Annotated in this window: 22 protein-coding genes, 1 pseudogene and 2 riboswitches; of the genes and pseudogenes, 21 read left to right on the forward strand and 2 right to left on the reverse strand. The window is 38.8% G+C overall.

Annotated features, from left to right (window positions below):
• Positions 1 to 43: 43 nt before the first annotated feature.
• Positions 44 to 985 (forward strand): NAD(P)H-binding protein, encoded by a 942-nt coding sequence (locus CLOSA_RS05790; RefSeq protein ID WP_013271839.1) that lies wholly within the window; start codon positions 44 to 46, stop codon positions 983 to 985.
• A gap of 370 nt (positions 986 to 1,355) precedes the next feature.
• On the opposite strand, the gene CLOSA_RS05795 is transcribed toward CLOSA_RS05790, so the two are convergent.
• Entirely contained in the window at positions 1,356 to 3,380 is a 2,025-nt protein-coding gene (locus CLOSA_RS05795) for a hypothetical protein (RefSeq protein ID WP_013271840.1), read from the reverse strand.
• A gap of 520 nt (positions 3,381 to 3,900) precedes the next feature.
• Positions 3,901 to 4,023: riboswitch (THF riboswitch) on the forward strand.
• A gap of 48 nt (positions 4,024 to 4,071) precedes the next feature.
• Here CLOSA_RS05795 and CLOSA_RS05800 point away from each other — a divergent pair.
• The 18 genes and pseudogenes from CLOSA_RS05800 to CLOSA_RS22065 all read left to right on the forward strand — a co-directional run bounded on the left by CLOSA_RS05800 (position 4,072) and on the right by CLOSA_RS22065 (position 21,031).
• The gene (locus CLOSA_RS05800; RefSeq protein WP_013271841.1) at positions 4,072 to 4,626 is read left to right on the forward strand and encodes a folate family ECF transporter S component; all 555 of its coding nucleotides are present in this window, start codon (positions 4,072 to 4,074) and stop codon (positions 4,624 to 4,626) included.
• A gap of 272 nt (positions 4,627 to 4,898) precedes the next feature.
• Positions 4,899 to 5,315: a nucleoside-diphosphate kinase gene (ndk, locus tag CLOSA_RS05805; protein WP_013271842.1), complete on the forward strand. Its 417-nt coding sequence runs from the start codon at positions 4,899 to 4,901 to the stop codon at positions 5,313 to 5,315.
• 2 nt (positions 5,316 to 5,317) lie between these two features.
• Complete coding sequence (locus CLOSA_RS05810) at positions 5,318 to 5,683, forward strand: VOC family protein (RefSeq protein WP_013271843.1); 366 nt, start codon at positions 5,318 to 5,320, stop codon at positions 5,681 to 5,683.
• A 275-nt stretch (positions 5,684 to 5,958) separates the two neighbouring features.
• Positions 5,959 to 7,629, forward strand: coding sequence for a formate--tetrahydrofolate ligase (locus tag CLOSA_RS05815; protein ID WP_013271844.1), 1,671 nt, complete (start codon positions 5,959 to 5,961; stop codon positions 7,627 to 7,629).
• A gap of 11 nt (positions 7,630 to 7,640) precedes the next feature.
• On the forward strand, positions 7,641 to 8,495 hold the full coding sequence (locus tag CLOSA_RS05820; protein WP_013271845.1) for a bifunctional 5,10-methylenetetrahydrofolate dehydrogenase/5,10-methenyltetrahydrofolate cyclohydrolase: 855 nt from the start codon (positions 7,641 to 7,643) through the stop codon (positions 8,493 to 8,495).
• 149 nt (positions 8,496 to 8,644) lie between these two features.
• A complete protein-coding gene (locus tag CLOSA_RS05825) occupies positions 8,645 to 9,271 on the forward strand; it encodes a cyclodeaminase/cyclohydrolase family protein (RefSeq protein ID WP_013271846.1) in 627 nt (208 codons plus the stop codon).
• Positions 9,272 to 9,291: 20 nt separating this feature from the next.
• Positions 9,292 to 10,200: a formate/nitrite transporter family protein gene (locus tag CLOSA_RS05830; RefSeq protein WP_013271847.1), complete on the forward strand. Its 909-nt coding sequence runs from the start codon at positions 9,292 to 9,294 to the stop codon at positions 10,198 to 10,200.
• Positions 10,201 to 10,209: 9 nt separating this feature from the next.
• A riboswitch (THF riboswitch) is annotated at positions 10,210 to 10,304 on the forward strand.
• A gap of 48 nt (positions 10,305 to 10,352) precedes the next feature.
• Entirely contained in the window at positions 10,353 to 10,889 is a 537-nt protein-coding gene (locus CLOSA_RS05835; protein WP_013271848.1) for a folate family ECF transporter S component, read from the forward strand.
• A gap of 12 nt (positions 10,890 to 10,901) precedes the next feature.
• A complete protein-coding gene (locus CLOSA_RS05840; protein WP_013271849.1) occupies positions 10,902 to 12,173 on the forward strand; it encodes a bifunctional folylpolyglutamate synthase/dihydrofolate synthase in 1,272 nt (423 codons plus the stop codon).
• A 106-nt stretch (positions 12,174 to 12,279) separates the two neighbouring features.
• The gene (locus CLOSA_RS05845; RefSeq protein ID WP_013271850.1) at positions 12,280 to 13,926 is read left to right on the forward strand and encodes a putative manganese-dependent inorganic diphosphatase; all 1,647 of its coding nucleotides are present in this window, start codon (positions 12,280 to 12,282) and stop codon (positions 13,924 to 13,926) included.
• A 68-nt stretch (positions 13,927 to 13,994) separates the two neighbouring features.
• Complete coding sequence (locus CLOSA_RS05850) at positions 13,995 to 14,828, forward strand: sulfide/dihydroorotate dehydrogenase-like FAD/NAD-binding protein (RefSeq protein ID WP_013271851.1); 834 nt, start codon at positions 13,995 to 13,997, stop codon at positions 14,826 to 14,828.
• A gap of 43 nt (positions 14,829 to 14,871) precedes the next feature.
• Positions 14,872 to 16,254: an NADPH-dependent glutamate synthase gene (gltA, locus tag CLOSA_RS05855; RefSeq protein ID WP_013271852.1), complete on the forward strand. Its 1,383-nt coding sequence runs from the start codon at positions 14,872 to 14,874 to the stop codon at positions 16,252 to 16,254.
• A gap of 498 nt (positions 16,255 to 16,752) precedes the next feature.
• Positions 16,753 to 17,181, forward strand: a complete 429-nt coding sequence (locus CLOSA_RS05860; protein WP_013271853.1) for a MarR family winged helix-turn-helix transcriptional regulator — start codon at positions 16,753 to 16,755, stop codon at positions 17,179 to 17,181.
• Between the two features lie 96 nt (positions 17,182 to 17,277).
• Positions 17,278 to 18,114, forward strand: a complete 837-nt coding sequence (locus CLOSA_RS23460) for an ABC transporter permease (protein ID WP_157668996.1) — start codon at positions 17,278 to 17,280, stop codon at positions 18,112 to 18,114.
• A 71-nt stretch (positions 18,115 to 18,185) separates the two neighbouring features.
• Positions 18,186 to 19,121: pseudogene (locus tag CLOSA_RS23465) on the forward strand (ABC transporter ATP-binding protein); the annotation flags it as partial.
• Between the two features lie 59 nt (positions 19,122 to 19,180).
• Entirely contained in the window at positions 19,181 to 19,618 is a 438-nt protein-coding gene (locus tag CLOSA_RS05870; protein ID WP_049791641.1) for an MFS transporter, read from the forward strand.
• Between the two features lie 265 nt (positions 19,619 to 19,883).
• Complete coding sequence (locus tag CLOSA_RS23125) at positions 19,884 to 20,162, forward strand: transposase (protein ID WP_041708503.1); 279 nt, start codon at positions 19,884 to 19,886, stop codon at positions 20,160 to 20,162.
• 17 nt (positions 20,163 to 20,179) lie between these two features.
• Entirely contained in the window at positions 20,180 to 21,031 is an 852-nt protein-coding gene (locus CLOSA_RS22065) for an IS3 family transposase (protein WP_242647803.1), read from the forward strand.
• A gap of 19 nt (positions 21,032 to 21,050) precedes the next feature.
• Here CLOSA_RS22065 and CLOSA_RS05885 read toward each other — a convergent pair whose 3' ends face one another.
• Complete coding sequence (locus tag CLOSA_RS05885) at positions 21,051 to 22,067, reverse strand: MarR family transcriptional regulator (RefSeq protein WP_013271855.1); 1,017 nt, start codon at positions 22,065 to 22,067, stop codon at positions 21,051 to 21,053.
• A 35-nt stretch (positions 22,068 to 22,102) separates the two neighbouring features.
• Here CLOSA_RS05885 and CLOSA_RS22845 point away from each other — a divergent pair, with 35 nt between their 5' ends.
• Both CLOSA_RS22845 and CLOSA_RS05895 read left to right on the forward strand, forming a co-directional pair.
• A complete protein-coding gene (locus CLOSA_RS22845) occupies positions 22,103 to 22,507 on the forward strand; it encodes a hypothetical protein (protein ID WP_041708505.1) in 405 nt (134 codons plus the stop codon).
• 1,042 nt (positions 22,508 to 23,549) lie between these two features.
• A complete protein-coding gene (locus tag CLOSA_RS05895; RefSeq protein ID WP_013271857.1) occupies positions 23,550 to 24,383 on the forward strand; it encodes an AraC family transcriptional regulator in 834 nt (277 codons plus the stop codon).
• Positions 24,384 to 24,457: the final 74 nt, after the last annotated feature.

Consider the following 24,457-nt stretch of genomic DNA (forward strand, 5'->3'; position numbering starts at 1 on the left):
ATCGTTACTTTTTTAAAAATATGAATAAGTGGAAAGGATAGACATGGGAAAGATTATTATTACAGGAGTAGATGGCAATTTCGGTGGATTTACCGGCAGAAGTATTCTCAAGAAAAAAAATAAGGACGAACTTATATTTACTAGTCCTAACAAAAATGTGATCTCAAAGTTTCAGGAGCAAGGGATTGATGCCCGTTACGCCGATTATACAAATCCGGAGCAACTCATTGGTGCTTTTGAGGAAGGAGAGACTCTCCTGCTTATTTCGGTGCCTCAGGTAGGTGAAAAAAGAAGAAAAATGCACAAAAATGCAATTGATGCTGCAGTTAAGGCGGGTGTGAAAAAAATTATATATACTTCTATTGTAGGCGCGGGCGTCCCTGAAAATGATGCTTATGAGATTGCCGATCATAAATTTACCGAGACATATATCCTTGGTACAGGGCTGAAATATGTTTTACTTAGAAACTCCCAATACAGTGAGGCAATGATTGCGGCTTTTGAACAGGCGGCAGAATCCGACGGTATTTTAAAGACCAGTATGGGTGATGGACGGATCGCTCACGTTTCGCGGGACGATTGCGCTGAAGCTGCGGCTTGCGTAGCAGCTGGTGCTGGTAAAGACAACGCAGTTTATTACATCACTGGTCCCACCGCCAATACAGTGGAGGAGTTTGTGGCAATAGGTACTGAGGTTACTGGTAAAAAGGTCATATACCAATATATCACAGACGAAGATATGTGGGCTTTTTTCGATTCAAGGTTTGTGCCCCGGAAGACAGATGGAGACTGGTCGAAAGCTGACCCGGCATTTCCGTTTTGCAGCGATGGTATGGTGACATTCAGCCGGGCAATTCGGCTTGGACAAATGAGTAACTGTACAAATGATTTTGAAACACTTACGGGTAAAAAACCAAAATCGGTACGTGCGCTCTTTGAGAATATAGAGAATCATAGCATCGGAAATAGGACTCCGACGGATTAAACTTTTTAATAATAATGTATAATAAAGTAGTTATGTAATATCATATTATGCTTGGGTCAATGGACTGCATAATGAGGGACGGACTGCTGATGATAAATGGCGATATATTCCCTCTAAGGGGATATATCGCTTAAACTGTAGACAAAATACATTTCTATATTCAGTTATTGTATAAAAATATAGGACACCAAATAATTTATGATATCTGGTGTCCTATTAATTTCTTCTTAAACTGAAACTTTTCTGACACCTCCAGATGACCAGTTCATTTTTTCGTTATGTCCATCAGCGCCAGATACAGCAGCTTCAGAAGACCTTTATCGATAGGAAAGATAGTTCCATAAATTTTTTAATACTTTCTTATTCCTCGTTATATCTGATTATCAAAATTCAATATATCTTCACCTAAAATATAATTTATGGTTCCGAGATAATCTCCGTCTTCGTATCTTGGTATTGTTACGGGTTTTATTTTTATAACCTCTTTATACCATTTCACTGCAATCGGGGAAATAATATATTTTTTGAAATCATTGATGTTTGGTTGATTATTTTCCCATATTTTTTCTTTTCTATAAACCTTCGATTCATTCCATATCTTTACATACTGACCATTATCAGAAAAAAACCTAATTAGAACAGATTCATCAACAATTCTTATACCATCAATTTCTAGCGATGTAAAACTATCAATATTCGTACAGACCAATTGTATTATTCGCTCTTCTGGATAAGGTTCCGGGGGTAAAAATCCCTTTGTTATCTCTCTAATCAGTGTCCAATCGCTTAACAAAACCTGCTTCCTTAGTTCAAGCTGTCTTATGGCTTTTTTTATCTCCTGACGGTCTTCATAGTAACGTTTTGGATCGTACGGTGTCACCAAGTGTTTTATTTCAATTATCACAACATAATCATCAAATAAAGCAATAACATCAAAATCCGTATTTCCAAAAGATGATTTAAATTCTATTTTATCTGTATAGACATTCCACAGGGAAGACTGCGACAACTTTTTTCTTAAATAGGATTCATATTCATCACCAATTGCCGCCCGCTTTATTTTGTAATCCAACATGATTTGCTCAAGCATTCGGGTTATATTAATCTGTTGAATCAAATTAGGGGCAAATATTACTTTTTTACTACTTAATTGAACCAACGGTTTTGAGAATAGATCACCCTCTTTCCCACGCTGCGGATAATAAATAAACCACTCCATTAACCTAGTTGTGGTATTTATGTTCTTGCAATATAATCGTGAAAAGCTTTTTATTAGCAAATCAACATCAATATCTGGACATAGATATTTAAATCTTTCGCTTTCAATCTCTTTCCAATTATAATTTAAGATGTTTAAATAAATTTGGCTCATAGTAAACAAAAACTCATGTACTTCAAGGAAATCATTCAATTCACCATATGATAACGTTTGTCTTAGATAGGGCGGAAAGATATCCGTCTGTTTTATAATTTGAATTGTACATTTAGCGGCTAAATTACAACGCAAGTAGACATCCAATTCCAGTTCAAAAATGCCCCTCCATAATTCTAACTTGATTCGCTTTGCAAGGCGAGTTATAAATTGATTCCCATATATTATATTGTTTTGTTTTCTAATCAATAGAGCACGACTGTTTTGAAATCTTCTAGCCTCTCTACGTATTCCCGCAATAAAATCAATCATATTAGCTTTATAAGAATAGGGTTCAAAAACTATAATATCTTCATCAGTATCCGTTTTTCTCAATCTAACACAATAATCTTTATATATATAAAGGGACCATAATCCATTTACTATTTCACAAATATTAGAATGATTTACAAAATCCATAACATCTGGACACTTCAAACATTGCTCATATGTTAAATCTTCAGAAGTTTTTTCAAAATTGCTATCATGGTAATATAAGTAAGGAATTAAATAATCTATCAACTCAATTAGATTTTCACTATTCTGTGATGTTGAATATCTCATACCAGGATAGATCTCAGATTCTACATTTGCAACTAAATGCCTTATACCTATACTTGGTTTTTTACTATCTGTATTATTAAATTCAATACCAAGTTTATGTTGTTCCTCAAATAAAGAAATTAATATTCTCAATTGATAATCCAATGGATAATTCATGAATTCTGTCTTTTCTTTAGCAGCATTATTTTTTTTCATGTTGCTGTAAATAGCTTCATAAGCAACACCTAACTCAAGCATTATGTCTCGAAACTCCTCTTCATATTCTTCATCAATTGACATAATCATCTGTATTAAAGATTCTAAATCTGAATCTTTATAATTATATGAGTTTGGAGAACCTAGAAGATTGCGATACAAAACTATCTTTTTAAATTTCTCCGGATTTTTTTGATATATGCTGTACAATCCCTTTAAATCCATATCTGCACCACCTTTTAAATTTCAGCTTCACGAGGCCGCCCTATGTTTCAGGCATTACATCAAATTAACCTTATTATACAATATATCAGAACGAAAATATAGCAGTGCGTATATACGGGAATATATATGCACTGCCATATTATAAAATAAGTTTTGTCTACAGTCTGGGCAATATAGTTCCTCTATGGGAATATATTGCTTGTTTTGTGCGGAGCATTCCCGGTATAGATTTGACTTTTGGACACTTCTTTGATTTTGCTTAATAATTTGAAAAGAAGAGCTATAACTGTAGAGAGATACTGTGTTTGCAGCAGAAGAATGGAAAGATAAAATTTAAGGAATGGGAAGCAGTAAATACTCTTCCAGATGTTTTGTGCTGGTAACACAGTTATCGCTCAAACAATTTTGGTTAGCGAAACGATGATTCATGAAAGAAAAAGTAGTATCCTAATAATAACAAATAGAAAACTGATTTAGGGAGGGAACGAAGGAATAAAATAGCTTATAACCGCTATGAACAGGCAAAGTAGGGCTAAGCGCGTCAAGTGCCAGATGGACGGGAAGTTGCCGCTGGACGAAAAATTCTGATTAAAAAGATACTTTTGATCATCAATTTATGATGTTTAACCCGCATTCCGTTGCCACAAGGAGTTTTCTCTTCTGTGGCGCCATCACATTAGGGAGGATCTTTATGTTGAAAAATTTAATATGGCAAGTAAAATCGTCTTTAAAAGAGTTGAATAATGTTCCGACTGTTTCTGTAACAGGAATGTTGGTCGCACTAAGTGTAGTGCTGTCATTTTTTACGATTGTTATCTCCAATGTATTGCAGATTAGTTTTGGTTTTTTGCCTCTTGCGGTAGGCGGAATGTTGTTTGGACCTGTAGTAGGAGGTATTATGGGAATTTTGAGCGATATCCTTGGTTATTTTGTCCATCCAAACGGGCCTTTTTTTCCGGGATTTACATTAAATGCGTTACTTACTGGAACTCTCTATGGTTTTTTTCTCTATAAAAAGCATGTAACCTTAAAGCGTGTGATTTTTGTTTCACTTACGATAACACTTCTCGTTAATATGATGCTTAATCCATTATGGCTCAGTATCATGTATGGCAATGCTTTTTTTGTGCTTGTTATCGGGCGTATTGTTAAAAACCTGCTGATGTTCCCCATTAATACGGCGTTGCTTTACTCAATCCTGAAACCTATGGAAAGAATTAGAACTCTGGAAAGAGTAAGTGGATGATTATAAAACTAGGCAATTCTCACTTATATTATTGTTGAACTGCTTTTATCTTTTTAGGACGAAGTCTATCTGTATTTTTTGACATTTTAATGAAAGGAGTTGTGAATACTTGGAAAAATCTATTTTAATACCTCCAAAAATAGTGGAGAGCTTTATTGAAACAGGTCGAAAGAATGAGATCTTTCATATTATACTGTCCTGCAAATTCTGTAACATTAATTATTAATAGTTCTTTGAACAGCTATTAAACTACATTGGAGGAGGAAATTTTCGTGGAAAGATCACTTGTTATATTAAAGCCTGATGCAACAAAAAGAAAACTACTGGGAGAGCTCATAAGCAGATTTGAGAAGAAAAATATGGAGATTACAGATGCTAAGATGGAAGTCATCAGTAGAGATATTGCAGAAGCTCACTATTCCCATGTTAAGCATCTGCCTTTTTATGATGATATGATTGCATATATGACATCCTCCCCTTCTTTAATAATGGTGGTGAAAGGGGAGGAGGCAATTCGGGTTATCAGAAGTATGATAGGTAAAACAAACACTTTTGAAGCACAACAAGGAACAATACGAGGAGATTATGGGCTACATTTATTCCAAAACTTAATACATGCTTCGGATTCGATTGAAAGCGCAGAGATAGAAATACAAAGATTTTTTGGAGTCCAAGAAAGAGAAAGATAAATATGAAGATATGCTGGATAATGATTTTTGTAAAAAATATGGATGAGTCAATTCAATTTTATCATGAAATACTTGACCTTCCTGTAAACAAAAGGTTTGGAGGTATAAAAGGACCAGAAATTGCATTTTTAGGTGACAGTGAAACACAGGTGGAATTAGTTTGCAATCCTGAAAAGCTGGATGGAATATATGGATCAAATATATCAATAGGGTTTGATGTTGTCTCTGTTGATAACCTGATTAGTGACCTGCAAAAGAAAGCAATTCCAATTTATGATGGACCATATCAGCCAACTGCTAAATTAAAGTTCTTTTATGTATTAGATCCAAATGGAGTATCAATTCAATTTGTTGAACGCCATCATTGATATTAAATACATTTTGGTCCCATAAAAATTTAAAAAATATAATTATTTATAATATTGTTTGGAGTTATTTCATCAGCTTTTACCATATTTGCTTGAAAAATGCCACAGGGCATACTGCTAAGCATATGCTTATTTTTTTGTAGAAGTGGTGCTGTGTTACTTTTGTTTGTATCTTTGGTAATTTTCTGCCTGAAACCGGTGGAAGTAAATTTATGATATTGTATGAGCGAAAACTGTTCTGCATATAAAAAAATCAGATTGAGGAGGAAATCAAAATGAAAACAGATGTACAGATTGCACAGGAGGCTAACATGCTTCCGATAGCAGAGGTTGCAAAGAATCTTGGAATTTTGGAGGATGAACTGGAGCTTTACGGTAAGCATAAGGCAAAGGTTTCTTTGGATGTATTAAAAAGACTTGAAAATAAGCCGGATGCCAAGTTGGTACTTGTTACTGCTATCAACCCTACTCCGGCAGGTGAGGGAAAGACCACAACTAATGTTGGTTTATCCATGGGACTTAATAAAATCGGAAAAAAGGCCATTACAGCTCTCCGGGAGCCGTCGCTGGGACCTTGCTTCGGTGTAAAAGGAGGAGCTGCCGGAGGCGGATATGCTCAGGTTGTACCAATGGATGATATTAATCTTCACTTTACAGGAGATTTTCATGCTATTACATCCGCGCACAATCTGTTAGCTGCCCTCCTTGATAATCATCTTCATCAGGGAAATGCTCTGCGGATTGACCCTAAAAAGATCGTGTGGAAAAGAGTCGTGGATATGAATGACAGGTCTCTCAGAAACATCATCGTGGGTCTTGGGGGAAAGGGCGACGGAGTGGTGAGACAAGCCGGATTCGATATTACAGTTGCATCGGAAATTATGGCAATTCTTTGCTTGGCTACCAGCATGTCTGACTTAAAGGAACGTCTTTCCAGAATGGTAGTAGCTTATAATACAGATGGTAACCCAGTCACTGCGGGAGATCTGGAAGCAACAGGAGCTATGGCACTGCTGTTGAAGGATGCAATTAAGCCAAATCTGGTACAGACATTGGAGAACACACCTGCGTTTATTCACGGAGGACCCTTTGCCAATATAGCACATGGCTGTAATTCCGTACTTGCAACGAAGGTTGCTTTAAAACTGGCCGACTATGTAATAACGGAAGCCGGCTTTGGGGCTGATCTTGGGGCTGAGAAATTCTTTGATATCAAGTGCAGATTCGCAGGGCTGAATCCGGATGCGGTGGTTATTGTTGCGACAGTAAGAGCTCTAAAAATGAATGGTGGAGTACCGAAGACAGAACTGTCAACTGAAAACCTCAATGCATTGGAAAAGGGAATAGCAAACCTGGAGAGACATCTGGAAAACCTTGAGAAATTTGGTGTTTCCGCAGTTGTTGCAATTAATAAATTCCCCGCTGATACAGAAGCGGAATTAGAGTTGCTCAGAGAGAAATGTGCAGCCAGGGGTGTTGAAGTAATTCTCTCCGATGTATTTGCAAAAGGAGGAGAGGGTGGCATTGCCCTTGCTTCGAAGGTAGTGAAAATATGCGAAACAAAAAAATCAAATTATGCACCCCTTTATGATGTGGATGGCTCTATAGCTGAGAAAATCACAACCATTGCGCAGGAGATATACAGAGCGGACGGAGTCGATTTTACGGCTGATGCTAAGAAACAGATTGCAGAGCTTGAAAAACTCAGCTTGGATAAGATGCCGATCTGTATGGCAAAAACCCAGTATTCATTCTCGGATAATGCCAATCTGCTGGGAGCACCTATAGGTTTCCGTATCACAGTAAGAGAAGTTAAGGTATCGGCAGGAGCGGGGTTTATAGTGGCTATTACCGGCGATATCATGACTATGCCGGGTCTTCCCAAAGTTCCTGCTGCCAATGGTATGGATATTACAGAAGATGGAGTTATTATTGGTTTATCCTAAGGAGGAATAGAATGGGGACAAGACTAGAAGGAAAGCCAGTCGTTCAGTTTTTAAGAGATGATTTAAAACAACGGGTGGGAAAATTAGCAGAGAAGGGGATTATACCCACAGTTCTTATTATAAGGGTGGGCGAAAGGGAAGATGATGTATCTTATGAGAGAGGAATATTAAAAAACTGCGAGTTACTGGAAATTAAAAGCAAAGTGCTACAATTGCCTATTGAAATTGCATTGGACCGGCTTGTGGAAATAATAGAAGCTGCGAACAGGGACATCGATGTCCATGGTATTATGATATTCAGGCCTTTGCCGGCACATCTTGATCCAGAAGTGCTAAGTAAGACTATAAGCCCTGAAAAAGACATTGACTGTATGTCTCCGGTCAACCTGGAAAAGGTATTTGAAGGGAATGCAAACGGCTTTGCTCCCTGTACTCCCAAAGCAGTAATCGAGCTTCTAAAATATTATAATATTCCACTCAAAGGCGCCAATGTTGTTGTAGCAGGAAGAAGCCTGGTGGTAGGAAAGCCCCTTGCAATGCTTCTTCTGGATGAAAATGCTACAGTAACTATCTGTCATTCAAGAACAAAGGAGATGACAGAAATTACGGCAAACGCTGATATCGTAGTAGCAGCCATCGGAAAAGCTAAATTCATGTCGGAGAAATATTTTAAACCGGAATCTATTGTGGTTGATGTTGGAATTAATGACGCAGGAGATGGAAAGATTTGCGGAGATGTTGATTTTGGCAGCGTTTTTGATAAAGTGACAGCAATTACTCCTGCGGTAGGAGGAATAGGAACTATCACAACAACAATTCTCTTAAGTCATGTAGTTATAGCTTGCGAGGAACTAACGAAAGATTAGGCAGTATCTCATATTCGGAAATCATTTTTCAGCCAGAGATGAAGGCAGATTAGGAGCTGCCTTCATCTCAATAGAAATATTTCTGGTAATGAGTGAAATAAATACTTATATTTTTATGCTGCTATAAAACAGCAGAATGGAGAAAGAAAATGCTGGAAAAAAGTTGTAACATATTCATCGAAGAATTATCTTCAAAATCACCGGTTCCAGGTGGCGGTGGTGCGTCGGCATATGTCGGAGCACTTGGAATGGCTCTTGGTTGCATGGTAGGAAACCTGACTCTTGGTAAGAAAAAATATCAGGAGGTAGAGCCCGATATTATAAAACTATTAGAAAAATCGGAGAAAATTATTATAGAGTTGAAAGAACTGGTAAGCAAAGATGCCGAAGTTTTTTATCCGCTCTCACAGGCTTATGGGTTGCCACAGAATACAGAAGAAGAGAAGGCAGAGAAAGAGGCGGTTCTTCAGCATGCATTAATTGCTGCGACTAAGGTTCCACTTGATATTGCAAAAACGTGTTTGGAAGCTATTGAGCTTATTGAAGAATATGCGATAAAGGGAACACGTATTGCAGTCAGTGATGCAGGTGTAGGTGCAATATTCTGCAAAGCGGCGCTACAGGGAGCTAAACTAAATGTTCTTATTAATACTAAGATTATGAAAGATCAGGAATTAAAAAACGTTGTTGAAAGTGAACTGTCTGAAACTGTACGGGCAGGGATGGAAAAGGCAGACCGGATTTACCAATATGTAGAGACTTTGTTAAAGTCTTAAAGTGGTAAAGGAGCGTATTTATGAATGGACAAAATTACCTGACATCACCGGAAATTGCGGAAACTACCATCCAGACAGCAGTCAAAAAAGCAAAGACACCTGTAATTAATCAGTTACTTCTTGGGATTTTAGCCGGAGCATTTATTGCTTTTGCCTCAGAAGGATCAAATATGGCGGCATTCAATCTTTTAGCAAAACCGGAAACCTATGGACTGGGTAAGGTATTGGCTGGCGCAACTTTTGGAACAGGTCTGATGCTGGTGTTAATTGCAGGAGGGGAACTTTTTACTGGAAACACGATGATGATTGCCGGGGTTCTTGATAAAAAGGTGAAAGTAAAGGATATGCTTAAAAATTGGTGCTTTGTGTATATCGGAAATTTTATAGGTTCCGTATTCATTGCCTATATGATAAATCATTCAGGACAGCTAAGCAGCGGCTCCAATATGTTAGGTGCAATGACGATTAAAATTGCGGCCAATAAGGTCGGATTGTCCTTTTCACAGGCATTTATTCTCGGCATCCTGTGTAATTGGCTGGTTTGTCTTGCAGTTTGGATGGCATATGGCGCCAAAGATATCACAGGAAAAATATTTGCAATATTCTTTCCTATTTGGCTCTTTATAACCTCAGGATTTGAGCACAGTATAGCCAATATGTATTACATACCTGCCGGAATTATGGCAAAAAGTAACGGCGCATTGGCTGAGGCTGCCGCACAATTAGGGGTTACGGCAGAAAAACTGGGGCATCTGAACTGGGGAAGTTTCATTACCAAAAATTTAATACCTGTAACACTTGGAAATATTGTAGGAGGAAGTTTATTTGTTGCCTCCATATATTGGTTCGTCTATATCAGAACCAATAAAAAACAGGAAGTGACTGTAGTTTCTGAAGAAAAGACAGCCAATGAATGTACAAATAAATAATAAGATTTGGTTAGAGTAGGGACAGTGCGTTAAGTACCGAAGGATGGGAAGTTGTCTTTGGGCGAAAGGCTTGATGCTTGCGGTGCTGTCCCGCATCCGCTACCACTTAAAGAAGAGACTTCTTTCGTGGTGGATCACAAGAAAGGAGTTATATGAAAAAAATATATAAAGAATGGTTTAAAGAGTACGTTTCTATAGACACACATTCATTGGTTACTATGGGATTATTAATAGCAATTGAAGTAATCTTGACCCGGTTTGTATCCATACAAGCCTGGAACCTGAGAATAGGCTTTGGATTTTTGCCGATTGCTGTTGCAGGTATGATACTTGGACCTGTCAGAGCTGGTATTATGGCTGCTATAGCAGATTTTCTTGGTGCAATATTGTTTCCGTCAGGCACATTTTTTCCTGGGTTTACGTTTACGGCATTATTGGTAGGGATTTTATACGGCATTTTCCTTTATAAAAAGATGAATACACGGAGAATAGCCACTGCAATTGGAATCCACCAATGTATTCTGAGCCTGTTTGTTAATACATTTTGGCTGTCAATTTTATATGGTTCCCCCTACTGGCCTTTATTTACGACTAGAATTGTGCAGACAGTAATTATGCTTTTTGTTGAGGGTATCTGTCTTGTAGCGGTATGCAATAAGAAAGTAAGCCGGATATTGGCTTTTAAATAGCAGGAGGTATGTATGGACATCACGGAAGCTATAGAATATATAAATCAAACAGCATGGCAGGGAAGCAGGCTGGGACTTGAGAGAATGGAAATTCTGCTTGGGTTGATTTGGAACCCCGAAAGAAAGTTAAAATATATCCATATTGCAGGAACAAACGGCAAAGGTTCCACAGCGGCTATGCTTGCCTCTGTTTTGACTGAAGCAGGATATAAAACAGGACTGTATACCTCACCCTATATACAATGCTTTAATGAAAGAATCCAAATCAACGGGATTAATATACCGGATGATAAGATAATTGAAGCAGTGGAGCATATAAGAGGATTTGTTGACCAAATGGAGGACAAGCCAACAGAATTTGAACTTATAACAGTGATTGCATTTCTCTATTTCTATCAATGTCAGTGTGATATTGTGGTTCTTGAAGTAGGCATGGGAGGGAGACTGGATTCTACCAATATTATACCGGTACCTGAGGTTGCAGTGATTACTGCTATTGACTTAGACCATACCAGGGAACTGGGAAATACGGTTGAAAAAATAGCCGGAGAAAAAGCAGGTATCATAAAGAATGGTTGTGACGTGGTTCTTTATCAGCAAAGGCAGTCGGTTTTTGAGGTGATAGAATCCGTATGCAGTGATAAATCAGCCCGGTTACATCCTGTGGATTTTAATTATATTGAGATTATCTGCAGTGATTTAAACGGACAATGCCTGAATTTTGAAGATTTCCACGATATTAAAATAAGCCTGTTAGGAGAATATCAGCAAAAAAACACAGCAGTTGCACTGAAGACACTGGAAATATTGATTAAAAAAGGATGGAATTTTACGGTAAGAGGTATTAAGGAAGGTATGAAGAAAGCAAAATGGCCCGGCCGTTTTGAGGTTCTTACCAGAAAACCGTATTTTATTGTAGATGGTGCCCATAACCCCAACGGTGTCCGGGCAATGGCGGATAATATTAACGCATACTTTAAGGACAGGAAAATCATTTTTTTGGTCGGAGTCCTTAAGGATAAAGACTATGAAGCAATGATGAGGCTGATTATGCCCTATGGGAGCAAATTTATTGTTGTACAACCTGAGAATTCAAGAGCACTTTCCCAAGGTGAACTGGCTGATTACTTAAGAAATAATAGTAATGCAGATGTATCAGAAGCAGATAATGTGGAGACTGGAATTAAGACGGCCTTAAATCTGGCAAGAGAAGATGAAGTGATTATTGCCTTCGGTTCACTCTATATGGTAGGAAGCATAAGAAATTTTTTTTTACAGGATTGATTTAATTAAATGTATGTTATCCCATATAGGATTTTACCTCCTATATGGGATAACCTCTTTTTTTACCGGTACCTTCCGGGAGTACCCGATGTTAGAGGAGGAAGATATGGAAGAGATTATATATATAACAGGCCATAAAAATCCGGACACTGATTCCATATGTTCAGCGATTGCTTATGCCGAGCTGAAGAAAAAGCTCGGAACTAAGGCAGTTCCCATAAGAATCGGAGATATCAATAAAGAAACGGAGTTTGTATTAAGGTATTTTAATATCGAAGCACCGGAATATCTTGAAACGGTACGGACTCAGGTATCAGACTTAAGCATGGATATTGTACATCCGGTGTCCGAGGATATTTCCATAAAGGTGGCGTGGGGAATCATGCAGAAAAACAATGTCAAGGTTCTTCCTGTTGTAGGTGAGAAAGAAGAGCTGCTTGGAATTGTAACACTTTCGGATATAACAAAAAGCTATATGAATGCACTGGAAAATAATGTTCTCTCAGCAAGTAATACTCCTCTAAAAAACATCGTAGAAACATTAAATGCAAAGCTTTTGCACGGAAAGGACGAGGACTTCAAGAATTCGGGAAAGGTTGTTATTGCAGCCATGTTGCCGGAAAGTCTGGAGCCTTATATTGAAACCGGAGATATGGTGCTTGTGGGAAACAGGAAAGACAGCCAGATGAAAGCAATTGAACTGGGAGCCAGCTGCATTATTGTTTCCTGTGGAGGACAGATTGATAACGAAGTCCTTGTGCTGGCCGAAAAATCCCATTGTATTGTAATGGAAACAAATTATGACACCTTTACCGCAGCAAGATTGATTAATCAAAGCATTCCGGTCGGCTTTATCATGACTAAGAAAGAGCTTACTTATTTTAATATAAAAGATTTCACCGATTCAGTGAAGGAAAAAATGCTTAAAACCAGATACCGGAGTTATCCGGTGGTGGATGAATGTAACCGAATGATGGGGTTTATTTCAAGATATCACCTCATCTCACAGAGAAGAAAAAAGATCGTATTGCTGGATCATAATGAAAAGACACAGACTGTGGATGGGATAGAGCAGGCTGAAATTATTGAAATTATTGACCACCACAGAATAGGAGATATACAGACGTCAAATCCTGTTCTGTTTAAAAACGAGCCACTGGGAAGTACCTCAACCATAATAGCTAATATGTATTTTGAAAACGGAATGAAACCGGCAAAAGGTATCGCAGGAATTCTATGTGCCGCCATCCTGTCGGATACGATGAAATTCAAATCCCCCACAAGTACTTTTGTGGATCAGATCACAGCTTCAAAACTTGCTGCCATTGCGGACATTGACATTGATGAATTAGCCGTTGGATTGTTCCAGGCGGCATCCTCATTAAAGGACATGAGTCCGGAAGCGATTCTGAAAAATGATTTTAAGGAATACCAGTTTGATAAATACAAAGTAGGAATCGGGCAGTTCAATACCAACGATATGGAGGGATTTTCTGATATTAAAGCGATGCTACTTGAAAGTATGGAAGTACTTAGGAAAGAAGGGCGATATAATTTAATTGTTCTCATGATCACAGATATGATGAGAGAGGGTTCACAGCTGCTTTTTAAAGGTCATGATAACCAGTTGATGGAGAAAGCATTTTCAACTGAGTCTGATACCGACAGTATCTATTTAAAAAATGTAGTCTCAAGAAAGAAACAGATACTGCCTGCCATTGCAAATGCTGCTGAAGTGGCGAGTAATCTGTAGTCCTTATAAAGCTTGTGTATAAACGCAGATAAAAATAGAGTAGAACATGTACAGGAAAGGAGCTAATTATGTATCGAATCACAAGAAAAAAGGCCTTGAATCCAACTGTTACTTTAATGGAAATAGAGGCACCCATGCTGGCGAAGAAAGCAGAACCCGGTCAATTTATCATCCTGCGAACAGATGAAAACGGGGAAAGAATTCCTCTCACGATTGCAGATTTTGACCGGATAAAAGGTACAATAACAATTATTTACCAGGTGGTTGGTGCAACAACGGAAAAACTGAATCATATGGAGGAAGGAGACTCTCTCCAGGATTTTGTCGGTCCTCTGGGACGAGCAACGAATACGGAAGGTAAAAAGAAAGTTGCAGTCGTAGGCGGTGGTGTGGGATGTGCCATAGCCTATCCAGTGGTAAAGAAGTTTTTTGAACAGGGGACTGAAGTGCATGCAATCATAGGCTTCCGGAATAAGGAACTTGTTATTCTGGAGGAAGAATTCAGGGCAAATAGCAGTAAGCTGATTTTGATGTCGGACGACGGCAGCTGTGGTGAAAAGGGACTGGTTACCGATGCCTTGAAAAAGTTAATTGAAAGCGGAGAAGAATATGATGAGGTTATCACCATCGGACCTTTGATCATGATGAAATTTGTATGCAAATTAACGAAGGAATATGGAATTAAAACAGTAGCAAGCATGAATCCGATTATGGTGGATGGCACGGGAATGTGCGGAGGATGCCGTCTTACGGTTGGAGGAACCACCAAATTTGCTTGCGTGGACGGACCTGAATTTGATGGTCATGAGATTGATTTTGATGAAGCTATGGCACGTTCGGTTATGTATAAGCCCTTTGAGAGAAAGGCGCATGAAGAAGTCTGCAATTTATACAAGATGTAGTGAACCGCTAGGTAATGGAATGGAGGAATAAGGATTGGCTAATATGTCATTAAAAAAGAACGAAATGCCTGCCAGAGAAGCAGAGATCAGGAATAAAGATTTCCTTGAGGTTACTCTGGGATATACGAAAGAGCAGGCAATAGATGAAGCAAAACGCTGTCTGGATTGCAAGCATAAGCCCTGTGTCAATGGATGTCCGGTTCGGATTAATATACCTGCCTTTATTAATGAGGTGACAGAGGAGAATTTTGAGAAAGCATATGAGGTTATTACCCAGGCGAGTTCATTGCCTGCAGTCTGCGGAAGAGTATGCCCGCAGGAGACCCAATGTGAGGCAAAATGTGTCCGCGGCATCAAGGGAGAACCTGTTGCTATCGGAAGATTGGAACGTTTTGTTGCAGATTATCATAATGCAAGTTCCATGGTAAAGGTGGTGAAACCAGAATCCAATGGGCATAAGGTGGCAGTAATCGGTTCCGGCCCTTCCGGTCTTGCTTGTGCAGGGGATCTGGCCAAAAAAGGATATCAAGTTACAGTATTTGAAGCACTGCATCTTGCTGGAGGAGTTCTGGTGTACGGAATCCCTGAATTTAGACTTCCCAAAGCAATTGTACAGAAGGAAGTGGATTCCTTAAAGGAACTTGGGGTAGATATCCAGACTAATATGGTAATAGGAAAGACTATCTCTATTGATGAGCTTATGCAGGAGTACGGATATGAAGCTGTATTTATTGGGTCTGGTGCAGGGCTTCCCAAGTTCATGAACATAAAGGGAGAGAATTTGAAAGGAGTATATTCTGCGAATGAATTCCTTACAAGAACTAATCTGATGAAGGCTTATAAGGCAGATGGCACAACACCCATACAGAAAGGAAACAGTGTAGCAGTCGTAGGCGGTGGAAATGTAGCGATGGATGCCGCAAGATGTGCAAAGCGTTTGGGCGCTGATGTAACAATTGTTTACCGTCGTACAGAAAAAGAGCTCCCGGCTCGTTTGGAGGAGATAGAGCATGCAAAAGAGGAAGGAATCAAATTCTTATTTCTGACGAATCCTATTGAAGTTACTGGGAACGAAGAAGGCTGGGTGGATGGATTGATATGTCAGAAGATGGTATTGACGGAACCGGATGCTTCCGGTAGACAAAGGCCAGAACCTTTACCAGGCAGTGAATTTCGCATGTATACGGATTGTTTAATTATGTCTATAGGAACCTCTCCCAACCCCCTAATCAAGGATACTACATCAGGCTTGGATACGCAGAGATGGGGCGGAATTATAGCAGATGAAGATACCGGATTAACTTCCAGGCCTGGCGTCTATGCAGGAGGTGATGCGGTTACTGGCGCAGCAACTGTTATCCTTGCAATGGGTGCAGGAAAGAATGCAGCAGCTGCAATTGATGAATATATCATGAAGCAGGAGTAAGTGAGAGGCTGAAGAATTCCTTTTTGTAATGATAATTGATGGTTATTAAGGAGGCATTTTGTGCAATAGAGCCGGCTATTATGCGGAATGACAGCTGCACAGAGTTGCCTCTCTGAAACCAGTCAATTAAATTGTGCTTTCGATACTCTGGACAATGGCTTTCTGTTTGTGATATACCATGACCTTATGTAGATGACCTACAAAGTAATCAAACACTGGCAAATACAGGCAAGTGACCCGTTTGCCAATGAAAATACCCGCAGGCTACGGATGGAAAAAGCCAAACTCCGGTTGCATACTGACTCCACGATCAGCGATATTGCCATCCGCGTCTGAATTGACAACTATTCATATTTCTCAACAGTATTCAAAAGGTATACCAGAATGCGGAGCGTTTAGCCTTATGATTGTACTGCATATGATTACAAATATCTTGACATAATTTTGGATTGAAATTATAATATTTGTTAGAGTACTAACAAATAAGGAAGGTATAATATGGAAAAGAATATGAGAATCGGTCTTGTAGTTAGGATTCTTGCAAACCAGATAGGCCGTGAATTTGATTACCAAATAAGCAAACTTCCTGGGGATATTACCGGTTTACAAGGGCGTGTAATCAGTTTTGTAATGGATAAATCGGAGGATGTTTTTCAAAGGGATATTGAGAAGGAATTAGACATCCGCCGTTCCACTGCTACGGCTTTATTGCAATTAATGGAGAAAAAGGGGCTTCTTACTCGCGAAGCTGTTTCCGATGATGCAAGGCTAAAAAAGATTGTATTAACGGAAAAGTCACTTGGCATCCATAATCAGATCAAAAACTTCTTGGATCAGGTTGAAAGACAGCTTATAAAGGGCTTGACAGACGATGAAATAAATACATTTTTTTCTGTCATGAAAAAAATTTCAAACAACATCAAATAGTCAACCGAAATCTTATGGCGAATGGGGGGCTATATTTTTTGGACAAATTGTTAGTACTCTAACAAATATCAAAAAGAAGTGAGGTAATGGATTTATATGGTGAAACGATTGTTAAAAAGTTTGCGCGAATATAAACGCGACTCCATACTAACCCCTGTTATGGTAACATTTGAGGTGATATTAGACGTTATTGTTCCCATGATGACGGCGTCAATCATCGATAATGGCATTGAAAAGGGGGACATGAATTATATTTTGCGGACTGGAGGGATTCTTGTTATTATCATCGCTTTTTCACTCCTGTTTGGTACGTTATCCGGCAAGTATGGAGCCTCTGCGTCGGCCGGATTTGCAAAAAACCTACGCAAGGATATGTTCCACAATGTACAGAAGTTTTCTTTTTCCAATATTGACCGATTTTCCACAGCCAGCCTGATTACACGAATGACGACTGACATAACAAACGTTCAGATGGCATATCAGATGATCATCCGGGTAGCGGTGCGTTCACCTATCATGTTCATTTTTTCAATGGGCATGTCTTTCTACATCAACGCGAAACTAGCTTGGATTTTCTTAGCGGCGTCTGTTCTGCTGGGCGTAGGACTCTATCTGATCGCAATAAAAGCACATCCTATTTTCGAGAGGGTTTTCAAAAGGTATGATGATCTGAATAGCGTGGTTCAAGAGAATATACGAGGCATGCGCGTTGTAAAGTCCTTTGTGCGCGAGGACCGTGAGAATGAGAAATTTCACAAGCGTTCCCTGAACATTTATCAGGATTTTACGAAAGCGGAAAAGTTACTTGCATTGAACAGCCCCTTAATGCAATTTTGCATCTATACATGTGTCATTCTTATTTCGTGGCTGGGAGCGAGGATGATAGTTTCGGATACGATGACCACGGGAGAACTTACGGGAATTATTACCTAACGTTGGGCGATATTGCGGCTTTCTTACTGCTTAGCGGTGCTTTGAGTAATCCGCTCACGCAAATTGCACAGCAGCTTAACTTTGTCGTGATGGCGCTTGCGGGCGCGGAGCGTATCTTTGACTTGATGGATGAAAAGCCGGAAGAGGATACGGGCTATGTTACGCTTGTTAACGCCAAAGTTGTGGATAATGAACTGGTCGAAACGAAGGAACATACCGGTATTTGGGCATGGAAACACCCTCACTCCGACGGCAGCATCACATATACAAAACTTACGGGCGATGTTCGGTTTGCTGATGTGGATTTTGCTTATGAAGAAGGCAATCCCATATTGCACGAAATTACCCTTTTTGCCGAGCCCGGGCAGAAAGTCGCATTTGTAGGCTCGACAGGCGCAGGAAAGACGACGATTACCAATTTAATCAACCGATTTTACGATATACCGGACGGAAAAATCCGCTATGACGGCATCAACATCAATAAAATCAAGAAAGATGACCTTCGCCGTTCCCTTGGTATGGTGTTGCAGGATACGCACCTGTTTACAGGCACCATTATGGACAACATCCGTTATGGAAAGCTGGATGCGACAGAGGATGAAGTGTATGCAGCGGCAAAGCTTGCGAACGCAGACGGCTTTATATCCAGAATGCCCGATGGCTATCATACAATGCTGACAGATGACGGAGCTGAATTATCCCAGGGGCAGCGTCAGCTTTTGTCCATTGCCCGCGCAGCAATTGCCGATCCGCCTGTACTCATTTTGGACGAAGCTACTTCCAGCATTGATACACGCACAGAGGCTATCGTGCAAAAGGGCATGGATGCACTGATGGCAGGACGCACCGTATTTGTGATTGCCCATAGATTGTCCACCATTAAAAACTCTGATGTGATTATGGTACTTGACTCTGGAAGAATTATTGAGCGGGGGAGTCATGAGAAATTGCTTGCGGAAAAAGGAAGGTATTATCAGCTTTACACAGGAGCTTTTGAGCTGGATTGATTAATCTCCTGATCAAATTAAGTCGTATAAAAATATCTAAGTAAGAAGGTGCATGTATTTTGGAAAAAGCAAAGCTATGGACAAAGGAGTATATTATTACGACCTTTGTAAACTTTTTAGCAGCAATGAATTATTACTTATTAATGATCGTTATTTCCGAATATGCAATGAACGAGTTTCACTCGTCGTCAAGCCAAGCGGGATTTACCGCCAGTATATTTGTAATTGGTGCGCTTATAGCCCGTTTATTTGTCGGAAAATGGATTGCACGGGTTGGCTATAAAAAGATGCTATGTGTGGGAGTGATTGCAAGTATTGTTATGACTCTTACCTATTTTGGGGCGAATAGCGTTGCCCTGCTGCTTGTGATCCGATTCTTTCATGGAGCGGCATTTGGCATAACTTCGACTTCATCGGCGACAATCGTTGCGGATATTGTTCCCAAGGATAGAAAGGGCGAAGGAATTGGGTATTACTCACTAAGCCAAACGCTCTAGCGATAGGTCCCTTTTTAGGCATGTTTCTTAGTCAGCATGGCAGCTATCATATGATATTTGCCGCCTGTGCAATTGCCTCCGCAATCAGCGTAGTCATAGCACCTTTCTTATCCTTGCGGAAAATAGAACTCACGGATGAACAAGTGAAAGATATGCAGGGTTTTAAACTAAGCAATTTTATAGAATATGGTGTTAGTATATAACTGTAGACACGAAAAGTCGAACAACCTATAATAAAATCAATAAGATAAAGGAGTTGTTTGGCATGGCTAGAAGTCAAAAATCATATACACCAGAATTTAAGCAACAATTAGTTGACTTATATAACACTGGTAATTATTCATATCCTCAATTAGAACAAGAATATGGCGTTTCTAAATCCACTATTGTAGGGTGGGTTAAAAATCTCTCACCAATTAAAGTTTCTGATTCAGAAACAATCTCTATGAAAGAGTATAAGGCTCTTCAAAAGAAAATACGTAACCTTGAAATTGAAAATGAAATATTAAAAAAAGCTACCGCCATATTCGCCAAAAATCTATAGAGGAATACGTTACTTTTATCAATTCAAATCTACATTTATATACAGTTAAGCAATTATGTAATGCCTTGAAGTTTCCAAGAAGTACATACTATAAGGCTTTAGTTAGTGTGCCCTCAAATAAGCAGCTTGAATATGAAGAATTTAGCAAAAAAGTTATTTATCAATTCAATAAATACAAGCAACGTTATGGAGCAATTAAACTACAAAGAGTTCTATCAGATGCAGGTACTAAATGCAGTATTAAAAGAGTTCAAAGGCATATGGTGAAAAATGGCCTACGCTCAGTAGTGGTCAAAAAATATAACCATCACTCAAGTAAAAATAACATCCCAGAAAAAGAAAATATTCTTAACAGACATTTTGAGGCTGATACAATTAACCAAAAATGGTGTACAGATATAACATACATCCATGTTTTAAAAGAAGGCTGGACTTATTTGGCTTCTGTTATGGATCTGTATACACGTAAGATTATAGGTTATGCGTACGGAAAAGAAATAACTGCGGAGTTAGCTAAAAAAGCTGTAGAAAATGCCTGTTTAAATGTTAAAAATACCAAAGGAATCATACTTCACAGTGACTTAGGGGTTCAGTACACGAGCCAACTATTTGAAAACTATATAAACTCTAAAAAAATGATTCATTCCTTTAGTCATAAAGGTAATCCATATGATAATGCATGTATTGAATCATTTCATGCAACATTAAAAAAAGAAGAAATTTATAGACATACATATCGCGATTTCAATGAAGCTAATAGGGCTATCTTTGAATATATAGAGTCCTGGTATAATAGAATTAGGATTCATAGCAGCATCGATTTTATGACTCCACAACAAAAAGAAGATGAGGCGTTAGGTGTTGCATAAAAGATTCGACTTTTTGTGTCTAAAGTATTGACATAGGTCCAAATAACTTATATGTGGATTTGGGGCATCCAAAACACGAAATCCCTTGTGCCATCAAGGCTTTTGCCATTTTGCTCAGAATCACTTGAATGTGCGATTCTGAAACGCTGTTAAGTCCTTCTGAAACGCATACCTTGTGTTCGGCAGTCGGTTCCTGTTTCGCTATCTTTTCATCTTCAGACAGCTCCAGCTTGATATTCAAAACCATTGCGACCTCCTCTTTGTCGATCATTACGTCAGAAACTTGGAACATTGTGGATAGATAACTTTGTAGATAAATCACACTGCCATGCCGTCCGGGGAAAGCCATGAGGGAGAGGTAACCGGCATCCGATAACTTTTTCAGCACACGGCCTACAGTAGCTTTGGAGAGGCCCCAACGGGAGCCCAGTTCGCTGTATGTTACCAAAGGATTGCCGGTGCCATTGCGCAGGTAAATAACTGGGCCAACCTCAGAACCCTGCACCTGTGGGTCGTTGTAAACAGCAGACAACCATAGGTCCAATACAATGTCCATTTCTGAGCAGCGGCCCCGGCTGATTAGTTCCGTAGCAAGAGATAACGGAAGAAAGAAAAAACCGGTGTCCTTTTGACACGGTGCATTGTACTCCAAAACTGTGTTGTGCTTTTGCCAGCTCCGGATTTTGTATTTGATGACCTTGCCGCGGCCAAGGGTGAGAAAGGATATTAGGTGCTGTTTTTGGAGATCCTCCAGAATCTCCAATGCCTGACATTGAAAGCGGGTACGGAACCATTCAGACAGTTCTTTTAAGGTGCAGATCCATTCGCCGGGATAGATGGTGTAGCTGATTCCATCAATGCGCCGATAAGAGGTTCTGAAATTGGCGTAGCTGCAAAGGGCTGTAAAATAAAAAAGGCCGGAGCCTCCGCTTACGCGAATGCTCCGGTCGTTTATCAGGCTTTGAATAAATTGTCGATAAATCCGGCATCGTGGATAGTCCACGATTTGTTTAATTTGTAGTTGATATTCTGACATAGTGCCTCCATATATATAATGAATAGATTGGAAGAGTGGAAGAGTGGCAAAAAATCATTGACTTGAACTGCCAGCGTATGGTATACTTATTTCTATATGAAACCGTAGATTGCCTGTTTAGAGACTTTACGGCTGCTAGAAGATGGGCCAACCTTGCTATAACTTTCGCGGGTCGATTTTGGATTTTCAGCAATAAGATTGAAAGTGGATTTTCGCTTGGGATTTCTTTCATCGCTATGCAATTTGAAAGCCTCTACAACTTATTACAACTTTTCTACAACTTTTGCCGCAACAAACACGGAAAAGGACGAAGCTCTATGAACTATAAAAAGTTTCAAAAACCCAATAAAATCAGGTGTTTTAGTGATGGACGAAGCGGGATAAAAGCGTATAAAGCGGCGGTTCCGCAAATCCCGACGATGAAGAGCATTGAGAAGTAATAGACAAAGAAAAGCTAGTAAAATCAAAGGTTTTTAAACGGATCGATATTTTAATATTTGTACTTTTATACCAATTTTGTACCAATTAAAATAGAATTAACGTAATTCAATAGATGCATAGACTATTGTACGATATTGTTTCGTGTAATAGTCTATGCTTTATTTTTTTGTGATATATGTGTAATTCATATTGAATAAAGATTTATATAATGAAGTAGTAAAAAGTAGGAATAAAAAATAAGTAGAAATTGAACCCCTTATGGAGAATGGCTTCCTTTATGATTTTTCATCTGTACCTCCTGTTTTGGTATTGAGCCTACTCATTTCATTACATACCGAGCATAGACCAGAGTATCCTTACCGTTGGTATCACAATGGGTGGTGTCGGTAGCGATGTTGCAGTTGACGTAACTGACATTGCTCTTGTGGATGATGAAGTAAAAGAGCTACCTCATTTGTTGGCACTCTCTAAGCGTATGATGACCATCATCAAATACAATCTGGCCTTTTCTATGGGGCTTAATTTTCTTTGATTATACTTGCTATCACAGGCATCTTAAATCCTGTTTTTGGTGCTCTAGTGCATAACGCAGGATCAATCATTGTAATTGTCAATTCAGCATTATTATAAACATGGAGGAAGAAAATATGATGTTTAGTATAATAGGCATGGTAATCGGTGCTTTGATTTTAGGCGCAGGCATCTACTATTTTGCAAAAGATAAAAATAATCCAGAATCTCGCTAGATTTACGGTATTATTGGGGGTGTTGGGGCAATTATTTTCATTGGAACGCTGGTCAAGCTTCTTATTAAAATTCTATAAATGTTTATTGAGCGGAGTGGATTTTCCTAATATCCTCTCCGATCAATTGCTTACATTCGTAAAATCGTCCAGAGTATCCTTGCAAAAGGATAGTGAGCAGATTTTTGTTTGCTAAAATCGCTTATACCTTCTGTTTGTTCATATTTAAAAATTGAAGTACTTTCTTTACTATGGTAAACTTATTAATATATTTCTTTCAAAAATAAAGGGAGGAAAAATGATTACAAACGAATATATAAATCGTGCAATAGACTACATCTTAGATCACATCAATGAAAATATATCTGTTGATGAAATTGCCTCTTATTGTAATTTTTCAAGATACTACTTTTCCAGAATGTTTAAAATGGAAACTGGAGAAAGCATCTATAAATATATCAAACGAGTAAAAATGGAGCAAAGTGCATTTCGTTTAAAGGTTGAGAAAGGCAGAAGTATCACCGATATCAGTTGTGATTACGGTTACAGCTCATCGAACTACAGCTCTGCTTTTAAACAACATCATAATCTATCTCCAATTGAATTTCGTCGTAGCATTAAGCAAAAATCTTTAGTAAACCCAATTTTTAGTGATGCTTCTATAGGATTAGAGTCATTTGATGAGTGCGACAAAAAGATTTCCATAGAAGTTCTTGACGATTGTCTTGTTATATACGAGCGCCATAAAGGAAGTTATGGGGACTTATCAGAGCATTGGGGAGCTTTTCAAGAAAATTATAAGGAATATATCACCGAGGCAACGCTGCTTCTTGAGCGAACCTATGATGACCCGTCCATTACCAATATAGATGAATGTCTATATGATATCTGCATAACTACTCCTGAAGGTTGTACGCTTGAAAATACCTGTATCCTAAAAGGTGGAAAATTTGCTATTTATCACTTCAAAGGTTTTGTAAATCAGATATACAGTTCTTACCAAAGTATTTTCAATGTGTGGCTGCCACAGAGTAACTTTGTAATTGACGATCGCTATGGCTTTGAGATTTACAGAGAGATAGACTGTGATTCCATGCATATGGAAATTGATCTTTGTATTCCAGTCAAATAAAGCACAAAAACAGAAGTATTTTTCTTTTCATTCCTTTATTCTATATAGTATGAACGATAGGTATAGGAGGAAAT

This window comes from [Clostridium] saccharolyticum WM1 (assembly GCF_000144625.1).
Classification (GTDB): domain Bacteria; phylum Bacillota; class Clostridia; order Lachnospirales; family Lachnospiraceae; genus Lacrimispora; species Lacrimispora saccharolytica.

Bases quoted from the DNA above. Each gene is read 5' to 3' on its own strand.
- CLOSA_RS05885 (WP_013271855.1), bottom strand. From the start codon at position 22,067: ATGTCAGAATATCAACTACAAATTAAACAAATCGTGGACTATCCACGA.
- CLOSA_RS05840 (WP_013271849.1), top strand. From the start codon at position 10,902: ATGGACATCACGGAAGCTATAGAATATATAAATCAAACAGCATGGCAG.
- CLOSA_RS05790 (WP_013271839.1), top strand. From the start codon at position 44: ATGGGAAAGATTATTATTACAGGAGTAGATGGCAATTTCGGTGGATTT.
- CLOSA_RS05825 (WP_013271846.1), top strand. From the start codon at position 8,645: ATGCTGGAAAAAAGTTGTAACATATTCATCGAAGAATTATCTTCAAAA.
- CLOSA_RS05800 (WP_013271841.1), top strand. From the start codon at position 4,072: ATGTTGAAAAATTTAATATGGCAAGTAAAATCGTCTTTAAAAGAGTTG.
- CLOSA_RS05810 (WP_013271843.1), top strand. From the start codon at position 5,318: ATGAAGATATGCTGGATAATGATTTTTGTAAAAAATATGGATGAGTCA.
- CLOSA_RS23460 (WP_157668996.1), top strand. From the start codon at position 17,278: ATGGTGAAACGATTGTTAAAAAGTTTGCGCGAATATAAACGCGACTCC.
- CLOSA_RS05795 (WP_013271840.1), bottom strand. From the start codon at position 3,380: ATGGATTTAAAGGGATTGTACAGCATATATCAAAAAAATCCGGAGAAA.
- gltA (WP_013271852.1), top strand. From the start codon at position 14,872: ATGTCATTAAAAAAGAACGAAATGCCTGCCAGAGAAGCAGAGATCAGG.
- CLOSA_RS05830 (WP_013271847.1), top strand. From the start codon at position 9,292: ATGAATGGACAAAATTACCTGACATCACCGGAAATTGCGGAAACTACC.
- CLOSA_RS05845 (WP_013271850.1), top strand. From the start codon at position 12,280: ATGGAAGAGATTATATATATAACAGGCCATAAAAATCCGGACACTGAT.
- CLOSA_RS05895 (WP_013271857.1), top strand. From the start codon at position 23,550: ATGATTACAAACGAATATATAAATCGTGCAATAGACTACATCTTAGAT.
- CLOSA_RS05820 (WP_013271845.1), top strand. From the start codon at position 7,641: ATGGGGACAAGACTAGAAGGAAAGCCAGTCGTTCAGTTTTTAAGAGAT.
- CLOSA_RS05835 (WP_013271848.1), top strand. From the start codon at position 10,353: ATGAAAAAAATATATAAAGAATGGTTTAAAGAGTACGTTTCTATAGAC.
- CLOSA_RS23125 (WP_041708503.1), top strand. From the start codon at position 19,884: ATGGCTAGAAGTCAAAAATCATATACACCAGAATTTAAGCAACAATTA.
- CLOSA_RS05860 (WP_013271853.1), top strand. From the start codon at position 16,753: ATGGAAAAGAATATGAGAATCGGTCTTGTAGTTAGGATTCTTGCAAAC.
- CLOSA_RS05850 (WP_013271851.1), top strand. From the start codon at position 13,995: ATGTATCGAATCACAAGAAAAAAGGCCTTGAATCCAACTGTTACTTTA.
- CLOSA_RS05815 (WP_013271844.1), top strand. From the start codon at position 5,959: ATGAAAACAGATGTACAGATTGCACAGGAGGCTAACATGCTTCCGATA.